Below are 17,361 nucleotides of genomic sequence, written 5' to 3' on the forward strand. Positions count from 1 at the left end.
ACGCGGATGGACAAGTTCACCCGTCAGATCCTCGAGCAAACCGGCCTGCTGGGCATGATCGGCAAATCCGAGCGCGGCCCGACCGCCATCGACGCGATCAAGGACCACAAAGCCGTTTACCTGATGGCAGTCGGCGGCGCGGCTTACCTGGTGGCGCAAGCGATCAAGAAATCCCGCGTAGTGGCTTTCGCCGAACTGGGCATGGAAGCGATCTACGAGTTCGACGTAAAAGACATGCCTGTGACCGTTGCGGTCGACAGCAAGGGCGAGTCGGTACACATCACCGGTCCTGCCATCTGGCAGCAAAAGATCAGTGAAAGCCTGGCGGTGGAAGTGCAGTAAGCGCTTAGACTGCCCCGCAGGAAAAGGCGACCGGAGCTGTGCTCCTGTCGCCTTTTTTATTGCCCGCACATCCCCCAGCAGGAACGAGCCTGCTCGCGATGGACGCAAAGGCACCGCGCTCATTCAGGCAGCCCGCGTCATCGTTGACGTCCATCGCGAGCAGGCTCGCTTCTACAGGGGATCGCGTGGCCATGTTATGGTGCGCCCCCTCCGTTCCCCCGTGTGTAATGCAGCATGTTCGAGTTTTCTCGCCCCTTGCGCCTGACGGTCTATACCGTCGTCATCATCGCCGGCGCCGCCCTCGTTGCCACGTTGGCCATGCGCCATACCGTGCGCCAATCAATGATCGAAGACGCGGCACGGGCCAATCAGCAATTGGCGCTGTATGCCACATCGTTGCATACGCTGATCGAACGTTACCGCGCCCTGCCCTCGGTGCTGGCGCTGGACCCGCAATTGCGCGACGCCCTCAAAGGCCCGGTGAGCCCCGAGCAGCAGGATGTGCTGAACCGTAAACTCGAAAGAATCAACGGTGCGGCCGACTCTTCGACCCTGGAATTGCTCGACCGTACGGGGCTGGCCGTGGCGGCAAGCAACTGGCGTTTGCCCAGCAGTTATGTCGGCCACAACTATGGTTTTCGGCCCTATTTCAGCCAGACCCGCACCCAAGGCACCGGGCGTTTTTATGCCGTGGGCGTGACCAGTGGCATTCCCGGTTACTTCCTGTCGAGCGCCGTCACCAACGACGACGGCCAGTTTCTCGGCGCCATGGTGGTGAAACTGGAGTTTCCGGAACTGGAGCGCGAATGGCGCCAGGGCAGCGACACGTTGCTGGTCAGCGACGCCCGCGGGGTCATCTTCATTGCCAATCAACCGGGATGGCGCTATCGCCATTTACAGCCACTCAGTGCCAGCGATCACGCCGAGCTCAAGGCGACCCGCCAATACGACAAGCAACCGCTGATGCCGCTGGACTACCAAGTGCTGCGCCACTTCGACGACAACAGTGCGCTGACACGGGTCAATGGCCCGGACGGCCGTGCCGATTACCTGTGGGAATCGCTGCCGCTCGCCGCCGAAGGCTGGACGTTGCACTTGCTGCGCCGTCCGCAGGTGGCCTTCGAGGACAGCCGCAACGCCGCGCTTGCCGCTGCCGGGTTGTGGCTGACGGTGGTGTTTCTGCTGCTGTTTCTCCACCAGCGCTGGCGCCTGGCGAAGATACGCCAACGCAGCCGCGAAGAACTTGAACAACTGGTGGAGGAGCGCACCCGCGATTTGCGCACCGCCCAGGAAGGCCTGGTGCAATCAGCCAAGCTCGCCGCCCTCGGTCAGATGTCGGCGGCACTGGCCCATGAAATCAATCAGCCACTGACGGCCCAGCGTATGCAACTGGCTACTTTGCGTCTGCTGCTCGATCATGGCCGCGTCGATGAAGCGTACCAGGCGCTCAAACCGCTGGACGACATGCTGACCCGCATGGCCGCCCTCACCGGGCACTTGAAAACCTTCGCCCGCAAAAGCCCCAGCGGCTTGCGCGAACGCCTGGACCTGGCGGCGGTGGTCGACCAGTCATTGCAATTGCTCGACACTCGCTTGCGCGACGAGCAAGTCAGCACCGTGCTGCATATGACGCGTCCGGCATGGGTGCGCGGGGATGCGATTCGCCTGGAGCAGGTGTTGATCAATCTGCTGCGCAACGCCCTCGATGCGATGCAGGATAAACCCTGCAAACGCCTGGAAATCCGTCTCCAGGCTGATGAACAATTGTGGCGACTGAGCGTCATCGACAATGGCAGCGGCATCGCAGAAGAAAATCTGCCCAAGGTGTTCGATCCGTTTTTCACCACCAAACCCGTGGGCGACGGGCTGGGCATCGGCCTGGCCGTTTCGTTCGCCATCGTTCACGAAGCGGGCGGGCGATTGACCGCGGATAATCACGGTAATGGCGCGGTGTTCACCCTGACCTTGCCGATCGACCTGGAGGCCCAAGGCTGATGCTCAATTCTGTGATGGTGGTCGACGACGAAAGCAGCATTCGCAGCGCCGTCGAGCAATGGCTGAGCCTGTCCGGTTTTGACGTGCAATTGTTCAGCCGCGCCGAAGAGTGCCTGGCGCAGCTGCCCAGGCATTTTGCCGGGGTGATTCTCAGTGACGTGCGCATGCCCGGAATGAGCGGCCTGGAACTGCTGGCCGAAGTGCAACGCCGCGACGCTGACCTGCCGGTGATACTGCTGACCGGTCACGGCGATGTACCGATGGCCGTCGACGCCATGCGCGATGGCGCCTATGACTTTCTCGAGAAACCTTTCAGCCCGGAAACCTTGCTCGGCAGCCTGCGCCGGGCGCTGGACAAGCGTCGCCTGGTACTGGAAAACCGCGCCCTGCATGAGCAGGCGGACAACCGCGCCAAGCTCGATGCCACACTGCTCGGCGTGTCCCGTGGCTTGCAGACTTTGCGTCGACAGGTACTGGATCTGGCGTCGTTGCCGGTCAATGTGTTGATCCGCGGTGAAACCGGTAGCGGCAAGGAATTGGTTGCCCGCTGCCTGCACGACTTCGGCCCACGGGCCGACAAACCCTTTGTCGCGCTCAACTGCGCGGCAATCCCTGAGCAACTGTTCGAGGCCGAACTGTTCGGCCACGAAAGCGGTGCGTTCACCGGGGCACAAGGCAAGCGTATCGGTAAGCTCGAATACGCCGACGGCGGCACGCTGTTCCTCGATGAAATCGAAAGCATGCCGCTGGCGCAGCAGGTGAAACTGCTGCGGGTGTTGCAGGAACAAAAGCTGGAGCGATTGGGCTCGAACCAGAGTATCCGGGTAGACCTGCGCATCATCGCCGCGACCAAACCGGACCTGCTTGATGAAGCGCGGGCCGGTCGTTTTCGCGAAGATCTGGCCTATCGGTTGAACGTCGCTCAATTGCGTCTGCCGCCCTTGCGCGAACGCCGTGAAGACATACCGTTGCTGTTCGAATCCTTCGCGCAGAACGCTGCCGAACGCCTGGGACGCAAATTTCCACCGTTGAGCGGCGCGCAGCTGAGCCATCTGCTGAGTCATGACTGGCCTGGCAACGTGCGCGAACTGGCCAACGTCGCCGAGCGCCAGGTCCTGGGCCTTGATGAGCCGGAGCTGTTGGCCGTCGAACCCGGGCAGTCACTGGCAGCGCAACAGGAAGCTTTTGAAGCGCAGTGCCTGCGCGCGGCACTGATGCGGCACAAAGGCGATGTGAAATCGGTGCTTGAGGAACTGCAACTGCCGCGCCGGACCTTCAATGAAAAGATGCAGCGGCACGGGTTGACCCGAGAGATGTTCCTGTAGCGTCTGGACGGACCTCATTTTTGATCGTTCCCACGCTCCGCGTGGGAATGCCTCAACGGACGCTCCGCGTTCGGCTTTTGGGACGCGGAGCGTCCCGGGCTGCATTCCCACGCGGAGCGTAGGAACGATCTGTTTCGGCGGAAATCCGCTTCTCGCCCTGCACGCCATAAGCGGATTTCCGCTCATAAAACCTGCCTACCCCTTCTAAACCGGCCCTCTCGCCGTTGGCACAGCTCCTGCTATAGCCCCGGCAGCCTGCGTTTACGCGCGCTTCATAAAATAATTAAACGAAGGATCCTTCAATGGATAACTCCAGTTCCCTGCCCCGTGGGTCGGCTGCCGTGTCGACAAAACAACGCACCACCTCCAGCCGTATCAAATCGATCTTCAGTGGCTCCGTCGGCAACATGGTCGAATGGTATGACTGGTACGTCTACGCCGCTTTCTCCCTGTACTTCGCCAAGACCTTCTTCCCCAAAGGCGACACCACTGCACAATTGCTGAACACCGCGGCGATCTTCGCCGTGGGCTTCCTGATGCGCCCGATCGGCGGCTGGCTGATGGGCCTGTACGCCGACAAGGTCGGACGCAAAAAGGCCCTGATGGCCTCCGTCTACCTGATGTGCTTCGGCTCGCTGCTGATCGCCCTGAGCCCTGGCTATGAAACCATCGGTATCGGTGCGCCGATCCTTCTGGTGTTCGCCCGGTTGCTGCAGGGCCTGTCGGTGGGTGGCGAATACGGCACCTCCGCCACTTACCTCAGCGAGATGGCAACCAAGGAGCGTCGTGGCTTCTTCTCCAGCTTCCAGTACGTGACCCTGATTTCCGGTCAGCTCATAGCACTGGGCGTGTTGATCGTGCTGCAGAACCTGCTGACCACCGAAGAGTTGTACGCCTGGGGCTGGCGCATTCCGTTCGCCATCGGCGCGCTGTGCGCAGTGGTCGCGCTCTACCTGCGTCGCGGCATGGAAGAAACCGAATCGTTCACCAAGAAAGAAAAGGCCAAGGAAAGCGCCATGCGCACCTTGATGCGCCATCCGAAGGAACTGATGACCGTGGTCGGCCTGACCATGGGCGGTACGCTGGCGTTCTACACCTACACCACCTACATGCAGAAGTACCTGGTGAACACCGTCGGCATGAGCATCTCCGACTCCACCACCATTTCCGCCGCCACGCTGTTCCTGTTCATGTGCCTGCAACCGGTCATCGGCGGGCTGTCGGATAAAATCGGTCGTCGGCCGATCCTGATTGCCTTCGGCATTCTGGGAACGCTGTTCACCGTGCCGATCCTCACTACCCTGCACACCATCACCACCTGGTGGGGCGCGTTCTTCCTGATCATGGCGGCACTGATCATTGTCAGCGGCTACACCTCGATCAACGCCGTGGTGAAAGCCGAACTGTTCCCGACCGAAATCCGCGCCCTGGGCGTAGGCCTGCCGTACGCACTGACCGTATCGATCTTCGGCGGTACCGCTGAATACATCGCACTGTGGTTCAAGAGCATCGGCATGGAAACCGGTTACTACTGGTATGTCACCGCGTGCATCGCCGTGTCGTTGCTGGTGTACATCACCATGAAAGACACCCGTAAGCATTCGCGGATCGTCACGGACTAAGTCCAGGCGCGCTTCAGCAAAAAGGGCAGACCTTCGGGTCTGCCCTTTTTTTTTGAAAAACACACTGCCGACATTCGCGGCCATTGATTAAACAATTTGTTAACGACACACCACGGCAGATTAATCACGAGTTAATGCTTGCTGACCATCCTCAAACGGCCTGTTCGATCAAGTGCGATGCGCCCATTCAGTCCCTGAAAGCGGAACCGTCTGACGGCGTTAATATCTACTTAATCGATTGTTTTTAGCATTATTTTGCGCTTTTTAATCAGTTTAACTGGCGTAGCATGAAACCCATGCCCAAGACACACCACGCCAAAGAATCTGGAGAATGAAGATGAAAACCAAACTGTTCCTCGCCATCGCCCTGTCCGTACTGGCCGCCAACACCTTCGCCGCCGACGGTTTCGACCGCACCGGTTCCGCCGTTGCAGCAGATGGCTACGATCGCACCGGCTCCGCTACTGTCGCCGCTGACGGCTATGACCGTACTGGCTCCGCCACCGTTGCTGAAGACGGCTACGACCGCACCGGCGGCGCCACTGTCGCTGAAGATGGTTATGACCGCACCGGCGGTGCGTCAGTCAGCTAAATCCCAATCCACGGCACCATAGCCCGGCTTCGGCCGGGCCTGGTCTTTTCCAGAGCATTGAAAATTTGTGCACTTATCACAAAATCTGTAGGAGCGAGCCTGCTCGCGATGACTGACTGTCAGTCGATTGAGATGTTGAATGACGGACCGCATCGCGAGCAGGCTCGCTCCTACAGGATTTTTTTCTGACTGGAAATTAGCGGTTTGCCCTTGCACTATGACGCTCTTGCGAATCAAGTCCTCAGGAACAAAAGCCTATGCCCGACGACATCCACTACTACGAACCCGCCAATGGCCACGGCCTGCCCCACGATCCATTCAACGCGATCGTAGGCCCGCGCCCCATCGGCTGGATTTCTTCCCAGGATGCCGACGGCCGCTTGAACCTGGCGCCTTACAGCTTTTTCAACGCTTTCAACTACATTCCGCCGATCATCGGGTTCTCCAGCGTCGGGCGCAAAGACAGCCTGAACAACATTGAACAGACCGGCGAGTTCGCCTGGAACCTGGCTACTCGGCCATTGGCCGAACAGATGAACCAGAGTTGCGCCATGGTCGAGCCGCAAGTCGATGAATTCGAATTGTCCGGGCTGACCCCCGTGGCGTCGAAAATCATTCAGGTGCCGCGAGTTGCCGAAAGCCCGGTGTCTTTCGAATGCAAGGTCACGCAGATCATTCAGTTGCAACGAGCGGACGGCGATGTGGTGCCGAGTTGGCTGATCCTCGGCGAAGTGGTCGCCGTGCATATCGCCAAATGGCTGCTGAAGGATGGGGTATACGACACCGCCGCGGCAGAACCGATTCTGCGCGGCGGCGGGCCAGCGGATTACTTCCAGCTGGGACCTGAGGCATTGTTCAAAATGTACCGCCCGGGAGCGGTGAAGTAATTACCAGATCAGTTCGCCGTCTTCGCCAACGCCCTTGAGATGGGTCAGTTGCAGGGCGGCGGCTTCGTCCGCTTCCTTGGCGGTCTTGAAGGTCTGCTCTTCCAGCAGTTTGTTGAAACGAGGCGCACCGGAGCCGCCAATGGCTTTGGTCGCGATTGCCGCGTAATACCCGCCTTCACGGGGGATTACGGCCGATACTGCTTCGAAGGTTTCAAAGGCTTTGCGTGCCATGTCGCGCATCCTGGCTGGTTGAGAATGCAGCCATTAAACCCTCAACCGGCCAGTTTGTGTACCGCTACCCCGGACTGACGCAAGGCCTGCGCCTGCGAGACATCCTTGAAGGTATGGAAATCCAGGCTGTTGACCACCAGTTCCTGCACCAGCTCGGCAAAAATCTCCATGGCCGGGGTGTTGAAATACGCGGTCATCGCCTGTTGATTGCTCCAGAAGCCGGACACCAGCCACAGATCCGGATCGCATTGTGAGTGTTGCAAGGTAAAGCTCAGGCAGCCTGGCGCTGCACGGGACGGCTCGATCAACGCACTCAGGCGCAAACCGAGTTCTTGTGAACGCCCGGCGCGCGCTCGAACGAAAGCCATATGACTGACGGGGATCTGCTTGGACATGGTTCAACCCTCCCGGGGAGTCGAGTGGCAGCCGGGGGACGGGCTGCGACAGGATCAAAGGTTAAGGGCCACTGCGGGTTTTCCGTTAGTCGATTTCTGCCGCCGCGTTGCACAATCCTGCGAAAGTACGCGGGCTGCCTGCAACATTGTGTAAAACACTGTCACGGCTCTGCCTTCTGAGTTTCAAGCAACTTTGGGGCTCTACGCTCTCGCTTGCGGGGTCGAAAAAACATCCTCATGCAGAATCAGGCAAGCATTCGACAGAATGTGTCTACCACCGCGGCTTGCACAAACATATGCTTTGCCCCATCACCTTGCCGAGGATGCCTTGCATGTCGTCACTCGATCACTTTGAAGCTGCGCTGGACATCGAGATGGAGAAACAGCGTGCGGAACTGGCGGCGATCATTCGTCGCAACACCGCGGAAGATGGCAGTTATGCCACCGCCGTGGGCTCGCTGTTCATGTCACGCCATAGTCAAAACCACGAATTCGCCCCGGTGCTCGCGCAACCCGCGCTGTGCATCATGGCCCAGGGCCGCAAGGAAGTACGGCTGGCCGATGAGTTCTTCAATTACGACCCGCTCAATTACCTGGTGGTCTCGGTCTCGATGCCGCTCAGTGGTCGAGTGGTGAATGTTTCGGCCGAGGAGCCGATCCTGGCTGTGCGGCTGGACATCGACCCCGCAGAAATCTCCGCGCTGATTGCCGACGCCGGCCCGATCGGTGTGCCAACCCGCCCGACCGGACGCGGCTTGTACGTCGAACGGCTGGACAGCGCGATGCTCGACGCCGTGCTACGCCTGGCACGCTTGCTCGACACGCCGAAGGACATCGCCATGCTCGCGCCCCTGATTCGTCGGGAAATTCTCTATCGGCTGTTGCGCAGCAAGCAGGGGCACAGGTTGTACGAAATCGCCATTGCCAATAGCCAGAGCCATCGCATCAGCCAGGCGATCAAATGGCTCAATGGCAACTTCGAACAGCCACTGCGCATCGATGATCTGGCCAAAGAGGTGAACTTGAGCGTCTCGACGCTGCACCACCGCTTCAAGGCGATGACGGCGATGAGTCCGCTGCAGTATCAGAAACAGCTGCGCCTGCAGGAAGCGCGGCGTTTGATGCTGGCGGAAGGCTTGGAGGCTTCGGCGGCCGGGTATCGCGTGGGGTATGAAAGCCCCTCGCAGTTCAGCCGGGAGTACAGTCGGTTGTTCGGGGCTCCACCCTTGAGGGATTTGGCGCGGTTGCGTTTGAGCGTCTGATCCAGATTTTTTTGTTGTTACAGCTGACGCCATCGCTGGCAAGCCAGCTCCCACAGGATTCGTCGGTGTTCACACAATCTTGTGAAAACCACAATCACTGTGGGAGCTGGCTTGCCAGCGATGAGGCCATTTGAGGCAATACGAACCCTGGATCAGGCGCCGAGTACCCGACAAGCCTCGGCAGGAAGGGTCACCGACACCGGATGCCCGACGCTCAAACCAAAACCCTGACACGGCGTGCTCAGCGCAGTGAACGTCACCCCGGAACACTCCACCGTCGTCTCGATGGTCGCGCCGATATCACGCACAAACGTCACCTTGCCCAGCAAGCGGTTGCCCGCCGTGGCCTGAGGAGCCGACAGTTGCAGGTCTTCCGGGCGGATCAGCATCTTCACTTTCTCGCCAACCACGATGCTGCTGCAGATTGGCACCTTCAGCGCGTCCCCGCCCGGCAAACTGACCTGGCCGTTGCCCAGTACCGTGGCCGGGAAAATGTTGCCGGAGCCGATGAAATCCGCGACGAATTCGTTAGCCGGATGACGGTAAATCTCGATTGGCGTACCCACCTGCTGCACCTTGTGCTCACCCAGCACCACGACGATATCGGCCATGGTCATGGCCTCGCGCTGGTCGTGGGTGACCATGATGGTGGTGATGTTCAGACGCTGTTGCAGCTGACGGATTTCCACCTGCATCGACTCACGCAACTTGGCATCGAGCGCCGACAACGGCTCGTCGAGCAGCAGGATTTTCGGGTGCGAAGCAATCGCCCGGGCAATCGCCACGCGCTGGCGTTGGCCGCCCGAGAGTTTGGCGACCGGACGATTGATCATCGGTTGCAGCTGGATCAACTCCAGCAACTCCACCACCCGCGCCTGCTGGTCAGCCTTGCTGACCCCACGCAGTTTCAGCGGATAGGCGATGTTCTCCCCCACCGTCATGTGCGGGAACAATGCCAGGGACTGAAACACCATGCCGAAATTACGCAGGTGCGCAGGCGTATGGCCAATGTCTTCACCGTCGAGGCGTATCTCGCCGCCGCTCAGGGTTTCCAGCCCGGCAATCATGCGCAGCAATGTGGTTTTGCCACAGCCCGAAGGACCGAGGAAACACACCAGTTTGCCCTCGGGCAAATGCAGGTTTACATCTTTTACCGCGCAGGCCGAGCCGTAATGTTTCTCGACGTTTTCCAGAATCAGACCAGACATAAGAATCACCTCAAGAAATCAGAACGAAACGCCACCTTCACCGACCAGTTTTTCGAGTGCCCAAATCAGGACAAAGTCGATCAACACGATCAGCACGGCAAACGAAAAAACGGTGGGGTCGAGCGAAGACACAGTGCGGCTGTACATCCAGATCGGCACGGTCATCACATCGATGGTGTAGAGGAAATAGGTCACGGTGAATTCGTTGAACGAGACGATGAACGCCAGCAGCATGCCCGCCAGGATCCCCGACTTCATCAACGGCACCACCACATCGACAATCGCCCGCAGGGGTGAGGCGCCGAGCATTTGTGCGGCCTCCTCGACTTCGCTGCCGATGGAAAGCATGGCCGCCGTGCAGTTCTTCACCACGAACGGCAACGCCAGGATGACGTGGGCAATCACCAATCGCGAGGTGGTCATGTGGAATGGCAGGCTGTCGAACACCAGCAACAATGCCAGCCCCAACACTACCATCGGGAACACCAGTGGCAACGACATCAGTTGCAGTGCCACGGCCTTGCCGCGGAACTCGCAACGGGTCAATGCGTACGCTGCCGGCACCGCGATGATCGTGGCGAAGACCATGGTCAGGCACGACACCATGAGGCTGGTGGTCATGGCCTGGCCAAGGCTCAACACGTCGCTGGAATCGGGCGAGACGAAGGTGTGCCAGGCGGCCTTGTACCATTGCAGGCTGTAGCTGCTCGGCGGGAAATCAAGGTTCGATGCGCCACTGAAGGACATGACGATCATGGTCAGGATCGGCAGCACCGCCAGCAGCAGAATGAAGCCGGAAAGGATGCCGGCGAACTTGCCGGTCTCGCCGGGCAACAGCCCATAACGCTTCTTGGTCAGGGTACTCATTGCGAAGCCTCCAGCATGCGTCGACGACGGCCGGTTATGTATTCGGACAAGGTCATGATCGCCAGTGTCGTGACGATCAGCACCACACCGGCAGCGGATGCGGCGGGCCAGTTCATCAGCGGGGCGATCTGGTCATGCACCATCACCGCCAGCATCGGCACGCGACGGCCACCGAGCAGCAGCGGCACCACGAAACTGCTGGCGTTGTAGGCGAACACCAACGTTGCACCGGTAATGATCCCAGGCAGGCTCATCGGCAATACCACTTGGCGGAACACCTGGAAGCGACTGGCGCCGAGGGTGGCGGCGGCTTCTTCGTAGCTGCGGGCGACACCGCGCATGGCGCTGGCGATCGGCAACACGGCCAATGGAAACGCGGTTTGCACCAGGCCCATCAACACGCCGTTCTGGTTGTACAGCAGCATGATGGGACGCTTGATCAGGCCCAGCCCCATCAGTGCCTGGTTGAGCATGCCGCCCGGGCCGAGAATCACCAGCCAGCCGTAGCTTTGCAGCAACAGGTTGACCAACAACGGCAACAGCACCGCCGCCAGGAAGATTCGACGCACGAACGGTGAGGTCAGTCGCGACATGGTGTAGGCCACCGGGATCGCCAGGATCACGGCGATCACCGCGCTGATCAACGCCAGGCGCAGAGTCAGCATCAGGGATTTGAGGTAATAGGGTTCCAGCAACTGGGCGTAACTGGCCAGGCTGAACCCGGACCATTCCGCGCCCTTGGTGCCCACGCTCATGCGCAGTACCAACAGGCTCGCGGCAATCAGCACGCCGAGAAACAGCATCGACGGTGTCAGGAAAAACCAGGCACGCGCGGTCGGCGAAACACCGCGATTGGCGCGCGTGGGCACGGCACTCACCGGGTGGGTCAGAGGTTGGTGTTCCATAGCAAAGGGTCTCGTCAATGGAAAGCAGCAAGACTGAGATCGAGCAAGAACCTGTGGCGAGGGAGCTTGCTCCCGCTGGGTCGCTTAGCGACCCCAATCAACCACCGCGTTGGTTCTGATAGAACGCGGAGCCTGGTTATGCGGCTGCTGCGCAGCCGAGCGCGAGCAAGCTCCCTCGCCACAAAAAATCCTTGAACCTCAGAAATCAGGAAGAAAAGATTTCCGTGTAACGACGAATCCATTGGTCATGCACAGTCGCCAGGAAAGCGTTGTCGTGCATGATCGCCTTCTCGGCAATCTGCTCCGGCGTGAGGATGTACGGGCTCTTGCGCGCTTCGGCGGAGATGATCGCCTTGGCGTTGACCGGACCGTTGTAGATGTCCTCGGCCATCTTGCCCTGCACCAGCGGGTCCAGAGAATGGTTGATGAAGGCATACGCCATGTCGGTGTCGCCCGGACGATTCTTCGGCATCACCGACAGCATCAGGTCGGTGTAGAAACCTTCCTTCATGCCGAACGTGGCGCCCAGGCCGTAGTTCGGATCGCGGATCTGTTTCGGGAAGAACGCCGGCGCGTACAGGCCACCCATGTCCAGGGAACCGGTGCGGAACAGTTCGGCGATCTGGTTCGGGTTTTCGCCCAGGGTCACTACGCGATCTTTCAGTTCGGCGAGTTTCTTGAAGCCAGGCTCGATGTTGTGCTCGTCACCGCCGGCCAGTTTGGCAGCGATGATGATCAGGTCCATGGCCTCGGTCCAGTTCGGTGGCGGCAGGAAGATGTTCGGTGCCGCGTCGGCGTCCCACAGGGAGGCGTAGCTGGTCGGCGCTTCTTTCTGGGTGCGCGTGCTGTAGACCAGACTGTTGCACCAGAGCAGGTAACCGATGCCGTGACCATTGGCGCCGGTGCGGTATTTTTCCGGCACATCGACGATGTTGGGGATGCGGTTGAGGTCGGGCTTTTCCAACAGGTTGGCGGCGGCCAGACCTTCGGCGCCGACGCCGGCCAGGGTGATGATGTCGTACTGCGGGCGATCACCGCCGGCCTTGAGTTTGGCGACCATTTCCGAAGTACTGCCGGTGCGGTCGGCGATGACCTTGCAGCCGTACTTGTCTTCGAATGTCGCAGCGATATTGCGCAATGCAGCCAGGCCGGTGTCATCCGACCAGGTCAGTAGGCGCAGGGTCTTGCCGGTGAAGCGGGTATCGCTGGCATTGGCCTTGACGAACGGCAAGCTCATGGCGGCCGCTGCAACCGAGGCTACGCCCACGGTCTTGATGAATTGACGTCTGTTCAGATCATGCTCGCCCATTACGGACTCCCTTTGTTTTTGTAGGTATAAGGCAGGTCGAAACTGTTGCATCCGCGCGACTGGATCAGCGTTTACCCCTCGTATTTTCGGGGGCTTTACCGGGCCAGCGAGTTCATCCTGAAGTCGTGTAAAACAGCTGACTATCGATAAAAACTCATCGAAGCCATGACGCCGACGCATGCCTCCTTGCGAGGCATGCGCTCACCTTTTTCGTGCCTTCAGACGGCGCGAATCACGTGTTTGATTTCCTGGAAAGCCTGCAAGCCCCACGGCCCCAATTCGCGGCCGATGCTGCTCTGCTTGTAGCCGCCCCAAGCGGTCTGCGGGAAGATCACCTGAGGCGCGTTGATCCACACCAGCCCCGCCTGCAAAGCGTTGGCGACACGGTCAGCGGTTTCAGCGTTACGCGTGACCACACTGGCCACCAGGCCGAACTGGCTGTCATTGGCCAGGGCAATCGCTTCGGCTTCGGAGGTGAAACGGCGCACGCAGATCACCGGGCCGAAAATCTCTTCGCACCACAGCGCACTGTCCAGGGGCACATCGGTGAAAACCGTCGGCTGCAAAAAATATCCGCGCGGCAGATCCGCCGGACGATTACCGCCGCACACCAGCCTCGCACCGGCACTCAAACCGCGATCGATATGACCAAGCACGCGTTGGTATTGCGCCTGATTGACCAGCGCGCCCATCTCCACGTTCGGGTCGAACGGGTCCGCCACGCGAATCGCTTCGGCACGAGCCTTGATCCGCGTCAGGAACGCTTCAGCCAGTTCCTCGGCGACCAGTACACGGCTGGTGGCGGAGCACATCTGCCCGGCGTTGAAGAAACCGCCGCCGCACGCCACTTCCACCGCCAGGTCGAGATCGGCATCGGCCAGTACCAGCAATGAAGATTTGCCGCCCAGTTCCAGGCTCACGCCCTTCACGGTTTCTGCGGCGCGCTGCATGACCTGCACGCCTACCGCGTTGCTGCCAGTGAAGGAGATTTTGGCGATGCGCGGGTCTGCCGAGAGGGGGGCACCCACGGCCAGGCCGGTACCGCAAACCAGGTTGAACACACCGGCAGGCACGCCGGCTTCAGCGATGATCGCGGCCAGTTCAAGCTCCGGCAGCGGCGTCACTTCCGAAGGCTTGAGCACCACGCAGCAACCCGCGGCCAACGCCGGGGCCAGCTTCCATGCGGTGGTGACCATCGGGAAATTCCACGGCACGATCAGGCCGACCACACCGCAGGGTTCACGGCGCAGGCGCGCGCTGAAATCATCGGTCGGCAATTCGACGGCGCTGTCCTGTTTTGCATCCAGGCCTTCGGCGAGACCGGCGTAATACTCGAAGGTGGCGATCACGTCATCGACGTCGATGGCCGCCTCGAACAGCGGTTTACCGTTGTTGCTCGACTGCAAATGCATCAGTTGTTCGCGCCCGGCTTGCACGCCCGCGGCGATTTTGCGCAGGATCGCGCCGCGCTCGGCGCCAGTGGTTTTCGACCAGTCGGTGAAGGCCTTGGTCGCCGCGCTGACGGCTTGCTCGACGGCACGTTCGTCGCCGCCATTGACGGTGGTCAGCAGCGCTTCGGTTGCCGGGTTGATCACGCGCAGGTGTTCGTTGCCTGCCGACCATTGGCCGTCGATGTACAGGCCATCCAGTGTGGTTGGGAAGTTCATTTCGACACCGCCTGCATCCACTGGGTCTGATCGATTTCAATCAGAGTCGGGCCTTGGCGATCGGTGGCGGCACGCAGCGCACTACGTAATGGCTCGACACCGCTGACGGCCTCGGCAGCGCAACCCAGGGCCTTGGCCACGCCGATGAAGTCAGGGGTATAGATGTCGACACCCACCGGTTCGATGGCACGGTTGACCATGTATTTCTTGATCTCTTCGTAGCCCTGGTTATTCCACAGCAGCACGATCACTGGTGTGCGCGCTTCCACGGCGCTGGCCAGTTCCGGCAGGGTGAACTGCAGGCCACCGTCGCCGATCAGGCACACAACCGGCGGGCGGGCGCCGCTTTCAACGCTGCCACCGAGCCAGGCGCCAATCGCCGCCGGCAGGGCGTAACCGAGGGTGCCGTAGCCGGTGGACGAGTTGAACCAGCGACGCGGGCGTTCCGGGTTGAAGGTCAGGTTGCCGGTGTACACCGGCTGAGTGGAATCGCCAACGAACACGGCGTTGGGCAACTCCTGCAAAACGGTTTCGAGGAAACGCGTCTGGGCCAGGGTCGGTGCATCCCAGCTCGCGGCCAGCTCTTCACGCAAACGGGCGGCGCGAACCTGGCCCCAATCGTTACGGCGCTCAGCCAGGGATTTGTGCGACAACGCGCTCAACAACGCTTGTGCGGCGTTGCGCGAGTCGGACACCAGCGCAACGTGCGGCGGGTAATTGCGCACGGTCTGGTCCGGGTCGATATCGATACGCAGCAGCTTGCCGGGAATCTCGAAACCGCCAGCGAAGGTCACGTCATAGTCGGTTTCCGCCAGTTCGGTGCCGATGGCCAACACCACGTCGGCCTCGGCGACCAGCGCGCGCGTGGCGACCAGGCTCTGGGTCGAGCCGATCAACAACGGATGCGCGGATTCAAGCATGCCTTTGGCGTTGATGGTCAGTGCCACCGGAGCGTCGAGCAACTCGGCCAGTTCAGTCAGCTCGGCAGCGGCATCGATGGCCCCGCCACCGGCGAGGATCAGTGGACGTTTGGCGCCGGCCAGCAACTCAGTCATGCGCGAAACGGCCGAAGGCGCAGCGCCGGCGCGGTCGATAGTGACCGGCAGGCTGCTGAGCAAGTCGTCGGCGTCTTCCACCAGGACGTCCAGCGGAATTTCAATGTGCACCGGGCGCGGACGGCCGGCCTGGAACAGCGAAAAAGCGCGGGCCAGTACGCCCGGCAACTCGGCCGCCGACATCAGGGTGTGGGAGAACGCCGCTACACCGGCACACAATGCGCCCTGGTTCGGCAGTTCGTGCAGCTTGCCGCGACCGCCGCCTAGTTGGCTGCGCGATTGCACGCTGGAGATCACCAGCATCGGAATCGAATCGGCGTAAGCCTGGCCCATGGCGGTGGTGATGTTGGTCATGCCTGGGCCGGTGATGATGAAGCACACACCCGGTTTGCCGCTGGTGCGGGCGTAGCCGTCGGCCATGAAACCGGCGCCCTGCTCATGACGTGGTGTGACGTGGTTGATGCTCGAACGGGCCAGCCCGCGATACAGCTCCACGGTGTGAACGCCCGGAATGCCGAACACCTGCTCGACACCATAATTCTCGAGTAACTTGACCAACACTTCGCCGCACGTCGCCATGTGAATTGCCCTTCTTGTTCGATTTGAGACGCCGGGCCTGCGCTGTGTTTATGATGGATTCGCAGGTCCAGGGATGGCCTCATTGGAACGGGCGACACATAGCCGCAACAATGGATAAAAAATCATACTAGCCATGTCCTCACGTCATACCTTGGATCTCAATGAAACGACTGCCTCCCCTGCCGGCGCTGCATACTTTTCTGATTACCGCGCAGTGCTGCAACTTCACCCGGACTGCCGAACAGCTGCACATCACCCAAGGAGCGGTAAGCCGACAGATCGCCGGGCTGGAAGATTTTCTCGGTTATGAATTGTTTATCCGCCAGGCGCGAGGCCTGAGCCTGACAGCCGAAGGAAGGGAGTGGCTGCCACGGGTGCAGCAGATTTTCGGATTGATCGACGAGGCCGTTGAGCAGATCGGCGAGAAGCGTGAAACCCTGCAACTCAAGGCGCCGACGTGCGTCATGCGCTGGTTGTTGCCGCGCCTGTTGCAATGGCAAAAGGAACGCCCGGATGTCCCCGTGGAGCTGACCACCACGATCAAGCACGGTGTGGACTTTCACCGCGAGCAATTCGATGCGGCGGTCATGTACGGCACACCACCAGACACTGCTCTGATGTCGCAGAAACTGTTCGACGAGCAACTGACACCGGTCTGTTCCAAGCCCATGCTCGAAGGGCCGATACCGCTGCAGACTCCGGCCGATTTGCAACAGCATCTGCTGCTACACCCCACACGCGATGAGCGGGACTGGAAGGCCTGGTTGAAAGCAGCGGATGTGAAACTGAGCAATGTCGGCAAGGGCCAGCACTTCGAGACCCTTGATCTGGCGATGTCGATGGCATCCCAGGGAACGGGGGTGGCGATTGGCGATTGGTCGTTGATCGGCGACGACCTGGATGCCGGGCGACTGGTCATGCCATTCGAATTGAAGGTGACGACGGGACTGGCGTATTACCTGGTATTCCCGGAAAAACCAGAACCTTCACCGAAGTTGCGGGAATTGATGGGCTGGTTGGTGGAGCAGGCGCAGTCGCGATAAAACCCGAAATCCATCACTGCCCCTGTAGGAGCGAGCCGGCTCCCACAGGGTTCAGGGATTCTCACAAGGTCACAGGG

16 protein-coding genes are annotated in these 17,361 nt (G+C 60.4%); 8 read left to right on the top strand and 8 right to left on the bottom strand.

The genetic code is table 11. From position 1 onward, the window contains the following. The 6 genes from D8U18_RS12210 to D8U18_RS12240 all read left to right on the top strand — a co-directional run. Positions 1-342 (top strand): fumarate hydratase C-terminal domain-containing protein (locus D8U18_RS12210; protein WP_177435016.1); only part of this gene is annotated, 342 nt, incomplete at its 5' end. Positions 343-576: 234 nt separating this feature from the next. Beyond that, the gene (locus D8U18_RS12220; protein ID WP_130906554.1) at positions 577-2,337 is read left to right on the top strand and encodes an ATP-binding protein; all 1,761 of its coding nucleotides are present in this window, start codon (positions 577-579) and stop codon (positions 2,335-2,337) included. Beyond that, positions 2,337-3,662 carry a sigma-54 dependent transcriptional regulator gene (locus D8U18_RS12225; protein WP_056852698.1) on the top strand — a complete coding sequence of 442 codons (1,326 nt, stop codon included), beginning with the start codon at positions 2,337-2,339 and terminating at the stop codon, positions 3,660-3,662. The genes D8U18_RS12220 and D8U18_RS12225 overlap by 1 nt, the downstream gene beginning before the upstream one ends. A gap of 302 nt (positions 3,663-3,964) precedes the next feature. Continuing rightward, positions 3,965-5,284: an MFS transporter gene (locus tag D8U18_RS12230; protein ID WP_056852699.1), complete on the top strand. Its 1,320-nt coding sequence runs from the start codon at positions 3,965-3,967 to the stop codon at positions 5,282-5,284. A gap of 337 nt (positions 5,285-5,621) precedes the next feature. Further along, positions 5,622-5,876 (top strand): hypothetical protein, encoded by a 255-nt coding sequence (locus tag D8U18_RS12235; protein ID WP_056852700.1) that lies wholly within the window; start codon positions 5,622-5,624, stop codon positions 5,874-5,876. A gap of 257 nt (positions 5,877-6,133) precedes the next feature. Beyond that, positions 6,134-6,763: a flavin reductase family protein gene (locus D8U18_RS12240; RefSeq protein WP_131107705.1), complete on the top strand. Its 630-nt coding sequence runs from the start codon at positions 6,134-6,136 to the stop codon at positions 6,761-6,763. Here the strand turns inward: D8U18_RS12240 and D8U18_RS12245 are convergent, their stop codons facing one another. Both D8U18_RS12245 and D8U18_RS12250 read right to left on the bottom strand, forming a co-directional pair. Then, a complete protein-coding gene (locus tag D8U18_RS12245; protein ID WP_056852702.1) occupies positions 6,764-6,994 on the bottom strand; it encodes a hypothetical protein in 231 nt (76 codons plus the stop codon). It abuts the gene before it with no gap. Positions 6,995-7,035: 41 nt separating this feature from the next. Further along, a complete protein-coding gene (locus D8U18_RS12250; RefSeq protein ID WP_130905921.1) occupies positions 7,036-7,389 on the bottom strand; it encodes an antibiotic biosynthesis monooxygenase family protein in 354 nt (117 codons plus the stop codon). 332 nt (positions 7,390-7,721) lie between these two features. Here D8U18_RS12250 and D8U18_RS12255 point away from each other — a divergent pair, with 332 nt between their 5' ends. Next, positions 7,722-8,651, top strand: a complete 930-nt coding sequence (locus D8U18_RS12255; protein ID WP_056852704.1) for an AraC family transcriptional regulator — start codon at positions 7,722-7,724, stop codon at positions 8,649-8,651. 152 nt (positions 8,652-8,803) lie between these two features. Here the strand turns inward: D8U18_RS12255 and D8U18_RS12260 are convergent, their stop codons facing one another. From D8U18_RS12260 to D8U18_RS12285, 6 genes are all read right to left on the bottom strand, one after another. Then, positions 8,804-9,859, bottom strand: coding sequence for an ABC transporter ATP-binding protein (locus D8U18_RS12260; RefSeq protein ID WP_056852705.1), 1,056 nt, complete (start codon positions 9,857-9,859; stop codon positions 8,804-8,806). 18 nt (positions 9,860-9,877) lie between these two features. Next, the gene (locus D8U18_RS12265; RefSeq protein ID WP_056852706.1) at positions 9,878-10,726 is read right to left on the bottom strand and encodes an ABC transporter permease; all 849 of its coding nucleotides are present in this window, start codon (positions 10,724-10,726) and stop codon (positions 9,878-9,880) included. Next, complete coding sequence (locus tag D8U18_RS12270) at positions 10,723-11,631, bottom strand: ABC transporter permease (protein WP_056852707.1); 909 nt, start codon at positions 11,629-11,631, stop codon at positions 10,723-10,725. Before D8U18_RS12270 ends, D8U18_RS12265 begins: the two co-directional genes overlap by 4 nt. 205 nt (positions 11,632-11,836) lie before the next feature. Further along, positions 11,837-12,940, bottom strand: a complete 1,104-nt coding sequence (locus tag D8U18_RS12275) for an extracellular solute-binding protein (RefSeq protein ID WP_056852708.1) — start codon at positions 12,938-12,940, stop codon at positions 11,837-11,839. Positions 12,941-13,158: 218 nt separating this feature from the next. Then, positions 13,159-14,607, bottom strand: a complete 1,449-nt coding sequence (locus D8U18_RS12280; protein ID WP_131107706.1) for an aldehyde dehydrogenase family protein — start codon at positions 14,605-14,607, stop codon at positions 13,159-13,161. Beyond that, the gene (locus D8U18_RS12285) at positions 14,604-16,241 is read right to left on the bottom strand and encodes a 5-guanidino-2-oxopentanoate decarboxylase (protein ID WP_131107707.1); all 1,638 of its coding nucleotides are present in this window, start codon (positions 16,239-16,241) and stop codon (positions 14,604-14,606) included. Before D8U18_RS12285 ends, D8U18_RS12280 begins: the two co-directional genes overlap by 4 nt. Before the next feature lie 161 nt (positions 16,242-16,402). Here D8U18_RS12285 and D8U18_RS12290 point away from each other — a divergent pair, with 161 nt between their 5' ends. Next, positions 16,403-17,284 carry a LysR substrate-binding domain-containing protein gene (locus D8U18_RS12290; RefSeq protein ID WP_056852711.1) on the top strand — a complete coding sequence of 294 codons (882 nt, stop codon included), beginning with the start codon at positions 16,403-16,405 and terminating at the stop codon, positions 17,282-17,284. Positions 17,285-17,361: the final 77 nt, after the last annotated feature.

The organism is Pseudomonas sp. Sample_10 (assembly GCF_004321495.1).
Classification (GTDB): domain Bacteria; phylum Pseudomonadota; class Gammaproteobacteria; order Pseudomonadales; family Pseudomonadaceae; genus Aquipseudomonas.

Excerpts from the sequence above, each read along its gene's own strand:
- D8U18_RS12220 (WP_130906554.1), top strand. The coding sequence starts at position 577 with ATGTTCGAGTTTTCTCGCCCCTTGCGCCTGACGGTCTATACCGTCGTC.
- D8U18_RS12225 (WP_056852698.1), top strand. The coding sequence starts at position 2,337 with ATGCTCAATTCTGTGATGGTGGTCGACGACGAAAGCAGCATTCGCAGC.
- D8U18_RS12230 (WP_056852699.1), top strand. The coding sequence starts at position 3,965 with ATGGATAACTCCAGTTCCCTGCCCCGTGGGTCGGCTGCCGTGTCGACA.
- D8U18_RS12235 (WP_056852700.1), top strand. The coding sequence starts at position 5,622 with ATGAAAACCAAACTGTTCCTCGCCATCGCCCTGTCCGTACTGGCCGCC.
- D8U18_RS12240 (WP_131107705.1), top strand. The coding sequence starts at position 6,134 with ATGCCCGACGACATCCACTACTACGAACCCGCCAATGGCCACGGCCTG.
- D8U18_RS12245 (WP_056852702.1), bottom strand. The coding sequence starts at position 6,994 with ATGGCACGCAAAGCCTTTGAAACCTTCGAAGCAGTATCGGCCGTAATC.
- D8U18_RS12250 (WP_130905921.1), bottom strand. The coding sequence starts at position 7,389 with ATGTCCAAGCAGATCCCCGTCAGTCATATGGCTTTCGTTCGAGCGCGC.
- D8U18_RS12255 (WP_056852704.1), top strand. The coding sequence starts at position 7,722 with ATGTCGTCACTCGATCACTTTGAAGCTGCGCTGGACATCGAGATGGAG.
- D8U18_RS12260 (WP_056852705.1), bottom strand. The coding sequence starts at position 9,859 with ATGTCTGGTCTGATTCTGGAAAACGTCGAGAAACATTACGGCTCGGCC.
- D8U18_RS12265 (WP_056852706.1), bottom strand. The coding sequence starts at position 10,726 with ATGAGTACCCTGACCAAGAAGCGTTATGGGCTGTTGCCCGGCGAGACC.
- D8U18_RS12270 (WP_056852707.1), bottom strand. The coding sequence starts at position 11,631 with ATGGAACACCAACCTCTGACCCACCCGGTGAGTGCCGTGCCCACGCGC.
- D8U18_RS12275 (WP_056852708.1), bottom strand. The coding sequence starts at position 12,940 with ATGGGCGAGCATGATCTGAACAGACGTCAATTCATCAAGACCGTGGGC.
- D8U18_RS12280 (WP_131107706.1), bottom strand. The coding sequence starts at position 14,607 with ATGAACTTCCCAACCACACTGGATGGCCTGTACATCGACGGCCAATGG.
- D8U18_RS12285 (WP_131107707.1), bottom strand. The coding sequence starts at position 16,241 with ATGGCGACGTGCGGCGAAGTGTTGGTCAAGTTACTCGAGAATTATGGT.
- D8U18_RS12290 (WP_056852711.1), top strand. The coding sequence starts at position 16,403 with ATGAAACGACTGCCTCCCCTGCCGGCGCTGCATACTTTTCTGATTACC.